Genomic DNA, 12,654 nt, shown 5'->3' on the forward strand with positions numbered 1-12,654 from the left:
GCCCCGGCCCTCCGTGGTGAACGGAGCCTCGGCCCAGGGGGGGCGAGATGATTATGCTGTGAAGATCAGGAAGAGGGAGGCAATACCGTGCCAGTCACCGACGAGGCGATCGAGAAGATCAAGGCCATGATCGTCAGCGGTGAGCTGCGGCCCGGCTCGCGCCTGCCCAAGGAGGCCGATCTCGCCGAGCGGCTCGGCCTGTCGCGCAACTCGCTGCGTGAGGCGGTCAAGGCCCTCTCCCTGATCAGGGTGCTGGACGTGCGCCAGGGCGACGGCACCTACGTGACCAGCCTGGAACCCCACCTGCTGCTGGACGCGCTCGGCTTCGTCCTGGACTTCCACCGGGACGACACGGTGCTGGAGTTCCTGGAGGTCCGCCGCATCCTGGAGCCCGCCGCCGCGGCGATGGCCGCCCGGGTGATGTCCGACGAGGACATCGCCGCGCTCGGCGAGGTCCTGGCGGCGCTGCGCGAGGACGCGACCCTCGACGAGCTGATCGACAACGACGTGGAGTTCCACCGAAGAATCGCGGCGGGCTCGGGCAACACCGTGCTCTGCTCGCTCATCGACGGGCTGTCCGGCCCGACCGCACGGGCCCGGATCTGGCGCGGCCTCACCGAGGAGGGCGCGGTCGCCCGGACCCGCGAGCAGCACCGCGCCATCTTCGACGCCATCGCCGGCCGCCGCCCCGACCTCGCGCACGCCTGGGCCATGATCCACGTGGCCGGGGTCGAGCAGTGGCTGCGCGACACCCTCGGCACCGCCGGGTCCGAGCTCGGCTGACACCCCGGTAGTCATCGCCCGGCAGCCATCGCCCGGCAGGCATCGCTCCGGCCCGGCTGACGTCGCGTCGGGCCCCGTCGGCCCGCCCCCGGCCTCCTTGCTCGGCCACCCGGACCGCAGACGCCGCAACGGGACGTCAGAGGCCCTCCCAGGTGCGGGAATCCCCTGCCTCACGCCTGTCCGGCCGGGGCGCGCCGCTCGCAATTGGTCCAGACCTATTGACTGACTCCGCCGCCCCTTCTACGATCCGGACCGGCACAGCCCCACATGTCCCCACCTCACCCAGAGCCGGGCGTCACGCCCCCACGCGTCGGTCATGTCCATGGCGCTCGGCGGGAAGGGAGCACAGCATGTTCCGTCGGAGGTCCCGTACACCACGTCTGTCGGGCGAGGTCCGCCCCAGCCCGGAGCCAGGTCGCCCCGGCGGCGACCGGGCCGGGAGCGAGCCGCTTCGAACCCCCCGCCCGCAGCGGGCGGCCGTGGAACGCGCCGCCCGGGTGCGCCGGGCCGACCGCGCCGAGCGCGGACCGGCCGTCCTGCGGCGCTCCATCGCCGGGGTGAGCGCCGCCGCCCTGATCGGCGCCGGCATCGCCGCCGCCGGAGCCGTCACGGCCGGGGCCGCCACCCCCAATCTGGTGGCCAACGCCGGCTTCGAGAACGGACTCTCCGACTGGACCTGTTCCGGCGGTTCCGGCGCGGTCGTCGGCAGCCCGGTCCACGCCGGTGCCGCCGCGCTCAAGGCCACGCCGACCGGCCAGGACACCGCCCAGTGCGCCCAGACCATCAGCGTGCAGCCCAACTCCCAGTACTCGCTGAGCGCCTACGTCCAGGGCAGCTACGTCTACCTGGGCGCCACCGGCACCGGCATCACCGGCACCACGTCCACCTGGACGGCGAGCAGCCCGGCCTACAGCCAGCTCAACGTCGCCTTCAGCACCGGGGCGAACACCACCTCGGTGACCGTCTACCTGCACGGGTGGTACGGGCAGCCCGCGTTCTACGCGGACGACGTGGCACTGGCCGGGCCCGGCGGCACCAGCCCGTCGCCGACCACCGCGCCGCCCACCACGGCTCCGCCGACCACGACGCCGCCCACCACCACCCCGCCGACCACCACGCCGCCCACGACCACCCCGCCGACCACCACGCCGCCGGGTGACACCTGCCCCACGAAGCCCAAGCCGGCGGGCAAGGTCCTCCAGGGCTACTGGGAGAACTGGGACGGCGCCGCGAACGGCGTCCACCCCGGGATGGGCTGGGTGCCCATCACGGACAGCCGGATCGCCGCGCACGGCTACAACGTCATCAACGCCGCCTTCCCGGTGATCCTCTCGGACGGCACCGTGCTGTGGCAGGACGGCATGGACGCCGGCGTCAAGGTCTCCACGCCCGCCGAGATGTGCCAGGCGAAGGCGGCCGGGGCGACCCTGCTGATGTCGATCGGTGGCGCCGCCGCCGGCATCGACCTCAGCTCCAGCACCGTCGCCGACAAGTTCGTGGCGACCGTCGTCCCGATCCTCAAGAAGTACAACTTCGACGGCATCGACATCGACATCGAGACCGGGCTGTCCGGCAGCGGCAGCATCACCACGCTGTCCGCCTCCCAGTCCAACCTGATCCGCATCATCGACGGCGTGCTGGCCCAGATGCCGGCCGGCTTCGGCCTGACGATGGCCCCCGAGACCGCGTACGTCACCGGCGGAAGCGTCACCTACGGGTCGATCTGGGGCTCCTACCTGCCGATCATCAAGAAGTACGTCGACAACGGCCGCCTGTGGTGGCTGAACATGCAGTACTACAACGGCAGCATGTACGGCTGCTCCGGCGACTCCTACCAGGCCGGTACCGTTCAGGGCTTCACCGCGCAGACCACCTGCCTGAACAACGGCCTGGTCATCCAGGGCACCACGATCAAGGTGCCGTACGACAAGCAGGTGCCCGGTCTGCCGGCCCAACCCGGGGCGGGCGGCGGCTACATGGCGCCGAGCCTGGTGAGCCAGTCGTGGAACGCCTTCGGCGGCGCGCTGAAGGGGCTCATGACCTGGTCGGCCAACTGGGACGGTTCGAAGGGCTGGACCTTCGGCGACAACGTCAAGTCCCTCCAGGGCCGTTGACGCCCCGCTGACCCGCCGGCCTCGGCGCCCCGTTCGGCGCCGGGGCCGGTCACCGACCGGCACCGCCCCGGGGTGCCGGGGCCGCGGCCGGTCGTCACCGCGCGGACCGGGCGGGCGGACCGCTGCCCGGTCAACGGGAGCCTCCCGGCGCCAGGGTGTGGCGCCGGGCCCAGTAGCCGGCGGAGATCCGGGCCAGCAGCCGGGCGGCCGGGTCGTCGACCGCGTCCCCGCTGGCCAGCGGGCCGGTGTAGCAGACCGCGATGCCGTAGGGCGGCGCGTCCGGCGGGTAGACGATGCCCGCGCTGTGCCGCACGCCGGGGAACCAGCCGTTCTTGAAGGCGACCCGGGTGCCGGGGGGCAGGCCGGCGGCCAGGTCGACCCGGTGTTCGTTGGCGGCCAGCACGTCGAGCAGCTCCGGCGGCAGCAGGCGCAGCAGCCGGGCCAGGTCGGCGGCCGTCACCACGTTGCTGATGCCCGCCGCCTGGGCGCCGACGTCGTCGATGCCGCGGCCGGTGGCGCTGCACCGGGCCCGCGCCAGGTGCCAGACCTCGGTGACGGCGTCCAGCCCGACGTGGGCGAGGCACAGGTTGGTGGCGAGGTTCGACGAGTGGACGATCATGCGCTCGGACAGCCACCGGAGGGTCCGTTCCGTCCCCAGTGCCTGCCAGGGGCCGGCGTCGTCGTCCCGCTCCCGCAGGACGCCGAACCGGGGCCCGTAGGCCGCCGAGGCGAACGAGTTGTGCACCGGTACCGGGGTGTCGAGGTCCAGTCCGCTGCGGTGCAGCGCGACGAGGACGGCCACCTTCATCGTGCTGGCCGCGAGGTGGACGGTGTCGGGGTTCAGCGTCCGGACCGGCGCCGCGCCGAGCCTGGCCACGTGCACCGACAGCACGCTCCGGCCCGGGGGCAGGTCCACGGCAGAGGGCACCTGGCCCGCTCGTGGCGGCATTTCCTCCAGCACTGCCACTCCTTCGTTCCGCGCTCCCGGCAGGTGCCCAGTGACCCATTCTCCGAAGGTGCGCAGCAGGGCGCACCCACGGCGCACCGGATCACCGGCCGGGCCGGGCGCCGGGGAGTACCGGGCGCCGGCGTGATCACCCCCGGGTGGAGCGGCGCGGGGTGTGCGGCGGGGGAGTGCCGGGTCCGGGATGACGCGGCCGGGCCGCTGGGGCGTCGGGCGGGGGCCGGCACGCCCGACCAGTACAGTGAGCTGAGGCATACCTTATGAACATCCGACCGGATCGCCCGCGTTCGCGCGGCCGGACCCGGCGGGGGCACAGGCATCGCCGGGTTCGCTGCACGCCTATCCGGGGGCGCGGCAGGGAGCGGGAGATGGTGGACGACAGCCGGGACGACGGCCGGGACCCGAGACGGCCGCACGGCGAACTGGTCGCGGACGTGCTGGCCGTGCTGTGGGCGGCCGACCGGCCGCTGACGGCGCAGGAGGTCAACGAGGCGCTCGACCGGGGACTGGCCCGGACGACGGTGGCGACGGTCCTGAGCCGGCTGCACGAGAACGGGACGCTGGAGCGCAGCCGCCCCGGGCGGGGCTTCGCCTACGCGCCGCTCGCCGACGCCGCCGGTCTGGTGGCCGGGCGGATGCGCCGGGAGCTGGAGAGCGACCCGCGGCGCGAGCTGGTGCTGAAGCGGTTCGTGTCGTCACTGTCCGAGGGGGACGAGGAGGTGCTGCGGCGCCTCCTGATGGAATCCGAGGATCGCGAATGACCGTCTTCCTGGCCCTGGTCGTCCTGGCGACGGCGGCCCCGTGGGGTGCGGCGGCGGCCGCCCGCCGGCTGGCCGCGCTGCTGCCGCCGCGCGAGGCGTGCCTGGCGCTGACCGGTGCGGCCGTGCTGCTGGCGGGCGGCACGGTGGCGGCCCTGGTCGCGCTGTTCCACGTGCCGTTCCTCGCCGCCCTGGAGCGGATCCCGCTGTCCCGCGTGCTGACCGAGTGGCCGGCCGCCGTGCCGCTGTCCTGCGTCGCCGGGGTGCTGCTGCTGGTCCAGGCCGTGGTGCTGGCGCGCCGGTGGCTCGACCACCGCGCGCTGCTGGCGCGGGCCTGGGCGGCGACCGGGGACGGGGTGGCCGACGGCGATGTGCTGGTGGTGCCGGGAGAGGACGCGGAGGCGTTCGCCCTGCCGGGCTTCCGCCGCCGCCGCGGCCGGGTCGTGGTGACCACCGGCATGGTGCGGGCGCTCGGTCCGGCGGAGCGCGAGGTGCTCCTCGCGCACGAGCGGGCCCACCTGGCGGGCCACCACCACCTGCTGTCCGCGGTCACCGACCTCGCCGCCGGGGTGCACCCGGCGCTGCGGGGCCTGCGGGAGGCGTTGGGCTTCCACCTGGAGCGGTGGGCGGACGAGGCCGCGGCCGGCTCGGTGGGCGACCGCCGGCTGGCGGCGACGGCGATCGCGCGGGCGGCGCTGGCCGGGTCGGCCACCGCGCGGGCGGGCGGCGGCCGGAACCCGCTCCCGTCGGTGAGCGCGGGGCCGGTGCCGCAGCGGGTCGAGGCGCTGCTCGGGGCGGTGCCGGTCCGGCCGCGCGGGCGGGCGCGGCGGGTCGGCGCGGTCTGTCTGACGGCGGTGACGGCGGTGGCGCTGGTGAGCCTGGGGCTGGCGTACGGGCTGCACGAGTACGTGGAGTACGCCGCGGCGGCCGTCCGGGGGCGGTGACGAGGGGCGGGTGAGCGGCGGCGGGTGACGGGCGGCGGGGGAGCGGGCCCGGCCGCCGGGGTGACGGACGACATCGATGTAGACCGATGGCGCCGGCCCGGCTATGGTGGGCTCGGTTCACCTTGTAGCGCGGCGCCGTGCTCGGCGCGGCGGGCGAGCGGGTCCTGCGGTCCTCACCGCGACCGGCGTTCGGCAGCGTGGCATGGCGTCGGTGGTTCCCGGGACCCCCGCCGGAGGTGGTGCGGCCCTCCCCCAGCGATTGGATGCGACGTGTACGACAGGAGGAAGGGATCGTCGAGTCCCTTCGAGCAGACCGTTCACCTCCTGTCGGCGGCCGGCCGGGCGGCCGACTCGCTGCTCGCGGAGCGCCTGGAGTTCCGGGGGATGAGCCCGGCCCACCTGACCGCCCTCTCCACCCTGGCCCGGCTGGGGCCGCACGCCCGCCCCGACCTCGTCGACCGGATTCGCGGCGCCGGTGACGACACCGCGCAGACGCTCGACGACCTCCTGGCCGCGGGCCTGGTGCAGTCCCTGTTCGTCCAGGTCGGCGGGCGGCACGAAGTGCTCACGCTCACCCCGGCCGGGCAGGTCGCGCTGGAGATCCTGCACAGCGACGCGTCGGCCGCGCAGGACGAGCTGCTGGCCTCGCTGACGCGCGGCGAGCGCACCCAGCTGAACTCCCTGCTGCGGCGGGTGTGCGCGACCGCGGCCCGCGGCGGCGCGGCGCGCTCAGCTCCGCGCCGGACCGACGACTGGGTGCTGACCCGCGAGCGCCGCAGGGGCTGGGCCGTCGAGCGCGAGGACGCCGTCGGCGTGGTCGGCGACCAGCGGCAGGTCGTGGCTGACGAGGACGACGGCGAGGCCCCGGTCGCTTCGTAGCCCGGCCAGCAGCGCCATGATGCCGGCGGCCGTCCCGGGGTCGAGCGCGGAGGTGACCTCGTCGCACAGCAGGACGTCGGGTTCGGCGGCCAGCGCCCGGGCCACGGAGACGCGTTGGCGTTGCCCTCCGGAGAGTTCGTGCGGGTACCGGGCCGCGTGGGCGGCGGGCAGGCCGACCGAGGCGAGCAGCTCCGCGACACGTTCGTCGCACCGCGCCGAGGGCAGTGCGAAGTGCAGCTTCAGGGGCCGGGTGAGGGTGGCGCCGACGGTGTGGGCGGGATTGAGGGCGCCGAGGGGGTTCTGCGGGACGACCTGGATGCGGCGGCGCTGGTCGCGGCTGCGCCGCAGGTGGGAGTCGCGGAGCGGTTCGCCGTCGAGGGCGACGGTGCCGCCGCTGGCCCGGTGGAGGCCGGCCAGGGTGCGGACCAGGGTGGTCTTCCCGCAGCCGGAGGGACCGGTGATCCCGGTCAGGGTGCCGGGGCGGAGGTCGAGGTCGACACCGGACAGGACCTGGCGCCGGGCGCGTCCGGTGCCGGTGTGGGCGACCAGCGCGCGGACCGTCAGGACGGGGCTCCCGCCGTCGGCGCGGGCCCCGGGGGCACCGCCGGGGGCGGCGTCCCGGCGCGGGCCGGGCGCTGTCGCGCGGGGCGCGGCCGGGGGGCCGGGCCGGCCGGCGGGACGCAGTTCGAGGGTGTCGTCGGCGCAGCGGGCGACGAACGCCGGGTCGTGGCTGGAGAAGGCGACGGCGAGGTTGTCGCGGGCCGCGATGTCGCGCAGCAGGTCGGCTATGTCGTCGCGCAGGGCGGGGTCGAGGCCGGCGGTGGGTTCGTCGAGGAGGAGGATGTCGGGGCGCCGGGCGAGCGCGCGGGCGAGCGCGACGCGGCGCTGCTGTCCGCCGGACAGCGCGGCGGCGCGGCGGCGTTCGAGCTGCTCGTCGGCGGGGAGGCGGACCTGGCGCAGCAGGTCGAGCAGGGCGGCGCGGCCGCGGTCGGCGGCGGTCTCGGTGATGAGCCGGCCGATCCGCATCCGCGGGTTGAGGCCGGAGCCCGGGTCCTGCCCGACGAAGGCGAGCCGGTGGCGGCGCAGGTCCCGCAGGCGGTCGGGCGGGAGGGCGAGGATGTCGTGGCCCAGGACGTCGACGCTGCCGGTGGTGACCCGCGCGCCCGCGGGGAGCGCGCCGACCAGGGCGTGCAGCAGGGTGGTCTTGCCCGCCCCGGAGGGGCCGGTGACGGCGTGGACGCGGCCGGGTTCGAGTATGAGCGTGGCGTCCGCCAGCAGCGGGGTGTCGTGGAGGGCGATCGACAGGCCGCTCACCCGGGCGGCGGCGGGGGAGGAGCTGCCCGTGGTGGCGTCCTCGGCGCGGTCGCCGGGCGAGGGGGCGGCCACGGCGCGGTCGTCGGGCGAGGTGGTGCTCACAGCGCGGTCTCCGGGGTGGTCCGGGTGGGGGCGAGGGCGTCGGCGGCGAGGTTGACGCTGACCGCGAGCAGGCCGATGGCCAGGCAGGGCGCGGCGACGGCCCAGGGGTTGAGCATGATGCCGGCGGCGTTCTCACGGATCATCAGGGCCCAGTCGGCTTCCGGTGGTTGGGGTCCGAGCTGGAGGAAGGCCGCGACCGAGACGACGTAGACGCCCTCCACGAAGCGCAGCCCGAACAGGGCGAGCACGGTGGCGCGCAGGTTGGGCAGGACCTCGCGGGCGGCCAGGTACCAGAGGCGCTCGCCGCCGGCGGCCGCGGCCTCGACGTAGCCGGTGGCGGCGATGGGCGCGGCGGCCGCGGCGACGATGCGCACGGCGTAGGGGATGCCGAGGACGGTGGCCGCGGCGGCCACCGGCAGCCGTCCGTCGGCGGGCCAGGCCAGGGCGACGAGCATGATGCCGAGGACCGGGGGCAGCAGGATGGCGAGGTCGGCGGTGCGCTCGACGAGCCGGCCGAGGCGCGGCCGGAGCGCGGCGAGGATGCCGATGACGACGGCGGCGCCGGTGACGACCACGGCGACCCCGAGCGCGGTGGCGATCAGGGGCGCGCCGCCGTGCAGCAGCCGGCTGAGGACGTCCCGGCCGAGCTGGTCCCCGCCGAGGGCGGCGGCGTCGTCGGGGGCGGCGTAGGGCGCGGTGACCGGTTGGTCGACGGCGTGCGGGGCGAGCAGCGGGCCGGTCAGGGCGAGCAGCACCAGCACGGCGGCGGGCGCGGCGCGCAGGGCGGCGCGCCGGCGCCGGGCGCCGGCGCGGGGCGGGCCCGCCGCGGTGCGGGTGGCGGGGGCGGTGGGGGCGCTGGTCACGGACGTGCTCCCAGGACGCGGTCGCGGATGAGGTCGGCGAACAGGAGCAGGGTGCTGATGGCGGCTCCGGTGGCGGCGACGACGCCGGCGACCAGGGGGGTGTCGCGGTCGGCGATCGCGCCGGCCAGGACGGCGCCGATCCCGGGGTAGTTGAAGAGGGTCTCGACGACGACGGCGCCGCCGAGCAGCATGCCGGCGGAGGTGGCGACGGCGACCGCGACGGCGGGCAGGGCGCCGGGAAGCATGTGGTGGGTGAGGACGCGCCGGCGCGGCAGACCGTCGAGGACGGCGGCCCGTACGTGGGGCAGGGCGGCCTGGTCGGCGAGCGCGCCGCGCACGATCCGGGTGTTCCAGCCGATCTGCGGGATCGCGAGGGCGAGGGCGGGCAGCACGAGCATGTCCCAGGAGGCGGGGGCGCCGTCCGCCCCGGTGAGGGTGACGGCGGGCAGCCAGCCGGTCCACTGGGACAGCACCAGCAGCAGGCCGATGGAGAGGACGAACTCGGGGACGGCGAAGGCGGCGGTGGCGAGCACGGCGACGGCGCGGTCGGCGCGGCCGCCGGGGCGCAGCGCCGTCCAGCAGCCGAGGGCGAGCGCGCCGAGGATGCTCGCCGCGAGCGCCAGGCCGCCCAGCAGCAGGGTGTTGGGGAACGGGCCGGACAGCACGGCGGTGACGGGCTGTCCGTGGGCGGTGGTGCCGAGGTCGCCGGTGGGCAGGCCGCTCACCCAGTCCCAGAACCGTACGGCGAGCGGGCGGTCGAGGCCGAGCGCGGCGCGGCGCACGGCCATGTCGGCCGCGGTCTCGCCGCGTTCGGAGGTGGCGTTGGCCGCGTCCCCGGGGAGCAGGGCGACCGCGGCGAACACGGCGGCCAGCAGGAGGCCCAGCAGGACCAGGCGCTTGGCGATCAGCCGCGCGGCCCGCCCGAGGGCGGCCGGCGGCGCGGCGTCGGCGGACGCCGGGGGCGCCAGGGCGCCCCCGGCTGTCGGGGTGTCACTCAACGGGCCAGCCACGTCTTTTCGAGCTGGACGCGGCCGTAGCCGGGGAGCTTGGGCAGGTTGCGGACGGCGGAGCCGGCCAGGTCGATGCCGTCGGCCATGCCCCAGAGCAGGTAGCCGGACTCGGCGAACTCGATCTCCTGGAGCTGGTGCAGCACCTTGCCGCGCTCGGTGGCGTCCGCGGTGCCGATGGCCTTGCGGTAGACCTCGTCGAACGCGGGCTCCTGCCAGCCGGCCTCGTTCTGGCCGGCGTCGGAGAGCATCGTCTTGGAGGCGAAGAACACCACCGAGTCGTTGGTGCCCCAGTAGGTGGTGTAGAGCGGGGCCTTGAGCCAGGTGGCGTCCCAGAAGATCTTGGAGTCCTGCTTGACCACGTTGATCTTCACGCCGGCCTCGCGGACCTGGGTCGCGAACAGGGTCGCGGACTCCGCCAGGCCCGCGATGTCCTCGGTGGTGACGAGGTCGTACGTCCGGGCGGTGTCGAACCCGGCGTCGGCGAGGAGCTGCTTGGCCTTCGCGAGGTCGCGCTTGCGCTGGGGGATGTCCTTGGCGAACGCGGGGTCGCCGGTGCCGAGGATGTCGTTGCCGACGGTGCCGTAGCCCGACAGCACCTGCTTGACCATGGCGTCGCGGTCGACGGCCAGGCGCAGCGCCTCGCGGACCCGGACGTCGGCGAACGGGCCGTCGGCGGTGCGCATGACGATCGGCATCGCCATGTCGTTGCCGCGGCGCAGGATCTGGATGTCCTTGCGGGCCTCGGCGGTGCGGGCGGCGACGGCGCCGACGTTGGAGGCGACGTCGATCTGACCGGCCAGCAGCGCGTTGGCCATGGCCTGCGGGCTCTCGAAGATCCGCACCTCGACGGCGTCCAGCGGGGGCTTCCCGCCGTACCAGTCGTCGTTGCGGACCAGGCGGGCGTTGCCGTCGCGGTACCAGTCGAGCTTGAAGGGGCCGGTGCCGGGCGCGCCGGCGAGGGCGTCGTCCTTGGTGTCCTTCTTCAGCACGAAGGTGGTGAGCCGGGTCTGCAGCGGCAGGTCGGCGTTGGGGTAGTCGGAGACCAGGACGACGGTCTTCGCGTCCTCGGCCCTGATGCCCTCGGGCTGGATGCCGGGCAGGCGGCTCTTGCCGGCGGGGGTGTTGCGCAGGCGCTGGAGCGACCAGACCACGTCGTCGGCGGTCACCGGGGTGCCGTCGTGGAACGTCGCACCGTCGACGAGGGTGAAGCGCCAGGTCTTCAGGTCCTCGGAGGGCTTCCAGGAGGCGGCCAGGCGCGGGGCGGTGTTCGTGGTGTCCCCGGGGACGGCCAGGGTGTCGTAGAGCAGACTGATGATCAGATAGTCGCTCTCGTTGGCCTGCGTGCCGTGCGGGTCACGGGTGACGGCGGACGCCTTGCCGAGCGCGCCGATCTTCAGGGTGCCACCGGTGCGGGGCTGTTCGGAGACCGTGCCGGTCGACGCGGTGTCCTCGGACCCGCCCGTGCCGCTGCTGCAGGCGGCGAGCGTACCGGCCACCCCGAAACCGGCACCGGCCCACAGCAGCTGTCGTCTGGTGACGCCCACGTTCGTTCCTCGATTCGGGTTGAGCTTTACGTGCTTAGGGTTACCTATCCTAAGTTCCGAGGCTTCCGCAAGCCGCGCGACGGGGCGCACATGAGATCCGGCCACGCGCGGGAAATCGTCAATCCGAGTGCTGACCTGGGGCGTTGGCACGGTGCGCCGGGTGTACGCACCGATGGAACTGAGACTACGTAAATGTAGACAATCACACGAGTGAGGGTTGCCTAACCTCACAGTCGTTGTTACGTTCCTGGTGTCCGGCAGCCCGAGCCCGCGCCGGACCGACGCCTCTCGCGTTACTCCCGTCACCCCCCTCAAGCCGGTGCGGCGATGCCGCATGCCCGCGCTCCTCCTGCCTGCCACGGAAGGTGCCACCGTGCCCACCTGCCCCGCCCCGGTACGCCGCCTCGACGCCGGGGCCACCGCGGAACTCACCGCCACCGCGGCCACGTTGCTGGCCCTGCACGGTTCCTCGACCAGCCCCGCCCTGCTGGCCGACCTGCCCGCGCGGTGCGCCGGGCTCAGCGAGCCGCTGCGCCACGCGCTGCGCCCGGTCGACACCGCCGACGGTCTCTTCGTGCTCCGCGGTCTGGACGTCGACGACCTGCGGCTGGGCCCGACCCCGGGCCACTGGTCCGGCGTCGGCGACGCCGGCGCGCTGTACGACGTGGCGCTGCTGCTCGTCTCCACGCTGATGGGCACCCCGATCGCCTGGGACGGTCAGCAGGACGGCCGGTTCGTGCACAACATCATCCCCTCGCCCGGCCACGAGAGCGAGCAGACCGGCGCCTCCAGCTCCGTCCTGCTCACCCCGCACACCGAGGACGCCTTCCACCCCGGCCGCGCCCACCTGCTGCTGCTCTGCTGCCTGCGCAACCACGACGGGATCGCCACCACGGCGGCCAGCGTGCGCCTGGCCGAACTCGCCGGGGCCGACCTCGCCCGGCTCAAGCGCCCCGTCGCGCCGATCCTGCCCGACGACGCCTACGAGCAGGCCCGGCACTTCGCCGGCCGGCCCGCGCCGGTGCCCACCCTGTTCGACTCGCCCGAGGGCCTGACCATGCGTTACGACCCCGCCTACACCCCGCTGGAGGAGACGGACGAGGCGTGGCGCGAGGCCTACGGCCACCTCGGTGAGGAGCTGGCCCGCGTCTCGGTCGCCGTCGCCCTGGAGCCGGGGGACGTCCTGGTCGTCGACAACGACATCGTCGTCCACGGCCGGGTGCCGTTCCGGGCCCGCTACGACGGCACCGACCGCTGGCTCAAGCGCGCCTCCGTCCGCGTCGAGGGCCGGCCCACCCGGCCGCTCGCCGAGCACGACGAGCACGGCTACGGCCAGGCCGCCCTCACCGCCTGGGCCGCCTGACCGCCGCCGCGGCCGC

General features: G+C 75.1%; 10 protein-coding genes. 5 read left to right on the forward strand and 5 right to left on the reverse strand.

Going from position 1 to position 12,654, the window contains the following annotated elements; all coding sequences use genetic code 11:
- Nucleotides 1–87 precede the first annotated feature (87 nt).
- Entirely contained in the window at nt 88–783 is a 696-nt protein-coding gene (locus tag ACIQTO_RS16150) for a FadR/GntR family transcriptional regulator (RefSeq protein ID WP_402388221.1), read from the forward strand.
- Nucleotides 784–1,262: 479 nt separating this feature from the next.
- Complete coding sequence (locus ACIQTO_RS16155) at nt 1,263–2,897, forward strand: carbohydrate binding domain-containing protein (RefSeq protein ID WP_402388222.1); 1,635 nt, start codon at nt 1,263–1,265, stop codon at nt 2,895–2,897.
- 130 nt (nt 2,898–3,027) lie between these two features.
- On the opposite strand, the gene ACIQTO_RS16160 is transcribed toward ACIQTO_RS16155, so the two are convergent.
- On the reverse strand, nt 3,028–3,813 hold the full coding sequence (locus ACIQTO_RS16160; protein ID WP_402388223.1) for a serine hydrolase: 786 nt from the start codon (nt 3,811–3,813) through the stop codon (nt 3,028–3,030).
- A 416-nt stretch (nt 3,814–4,229) separates the two neighbouring features.
- Here ACIQTO_RS16160 and ACIQTO_RS16165 point away from each other — a divergent pair, with 416 nt between their 5' ends.
- Nucleotides 4,230–4,622 (forward strand): BlaI/MecI/CopY family transcriptional regulator, encoded by a 393-nt coding sequence (locus ACIQTO_RS16165; RefSeq protein ID WP_402388224.1) that lies wholly within the window; start codon nt 4,230–4,232, stop codon nt 4,620–4,622.
- Entirely contained in the window at nt 4,619–5,563 is a 945-nt protein-coding gene (locus ACIQTO_RS16170; protein ID WP_402388225.1) for a M48 family metalloprotease, read from the forward strand. Before ACIQTO_RS16165 ends, ACIQTO_RS16170 begins: the two co-directional genes overlap by 4 nt.
- A 729-nt stretch (nt 5,564–6,292) precedes the next feature.
- Here ACIQTO_RS16170 and ACIQTO_RS16175 read toward each other — a convergent pair.
- The 4 genes from ACIQTO_RS16175 to ACIQTO_RS16190 are packed head-to-tail and all read right to left on the reverse strand — an operon-like array spanning nt 6,293 to nt 11,275.
- A complete protein-coding gene (locus ACIQTO_RS16175; protein WP_402388226.1) occupies nt 6,293–7,858 on the reverse strand; it encodes an ABC transporter ATP-binding protein in 1,566 nt (521 codons plus the stop codon).
- The gene (locus ACIQTO_RS16180; RefSeq protein ID WP_402388227.1) at nt 7,855–8,721 is read right to left on the reverse strand and encodes an ABC transporter permease; all 867 of its coding nucleotides are present in this window, start codon (nt 8,719–8,721) and stop codon (nt 7,855–7,857) included. The genes ACIQTO_RS16175 and ACIQTO_RS16180 overlap by 4 nt, the downstream gene beginning before the upstream one ends.
- Nucleotides 8,718–9,731 (reverse strand): ABC transporter permease, encoded by a 1,014-nt coding sequence (locus ACIQTO_RS16185; protein ID WP_402388228.1) that lies wholly within the window; start codon nt 9,729–9,731, stop codon nt 8,718–8,720. Before ACIQTO_RS16185 ends, ACIQTO_RS16180 begins: the two co-directional genes overlap by 4 nt.
- On the reverse strand, nt 9,716–11,275 hold the full coding sequence (locus ACIQTO_RS16190; RefSeq protein ID WP_402388229.1) for an ABC transporter substrate-binding protein: 1,560 nt from the start codon (nt 11,273–11,275) through the stop codon (nt 9,716–9,718). Before ACIQTO_RS16190 ends, ACIQTO_RS16185 begins: the two co-directional genes overlap by 16 nt.
- A gap of 373 nt (nt 11,276–11,648) precedes the next feature.
- Here ACIQTO_RS16190 and ACIQTO_RS16195 point away from each other — a divergent pair, with 373 nt between their 5' ends.
- Complete coding sequence (locus tag ACIQTO_RS16195) at nt 11,649–12,638, forward strand: TauD/TfdA family dioxygenase (protein WP_402388230.1); 990 nt, start codon at nt 11,649–11,651, stop codon at nt 12,636–12,638.
- The last annotated feature ends 16 nt before the right edge of the window (nt 12,639–12,654 follow it).

The organism is Kitasatospora sp. NPDC091207 (assembly GCF_044768625.1).
Taxonomy (GTDB): domain Bacteria; phylum Actinomycetota; class Actinomycetes; order Streptomycetales; family Streptomycetaceae; genus Kitasatospora.

What these genes read in the sequence shown, in the direction of transcription:
- ACIQTO_RS16165 (WP_402388224.1), top strand. Translation starts at nt 4,230, where the DNA reads ATGGTGGACGACAGCCGGGACGACGGCCGGGACCCGAGACGGCCGCAC.
- ACIQTO_RS16170 (WP_402388225.1), top strand. Translation starts at nt 4,619, where the DNA reads ATGACCGTCTTCCTGGCCCTGGTCGTCCTGGCGACGGCGGCCCCGTGG.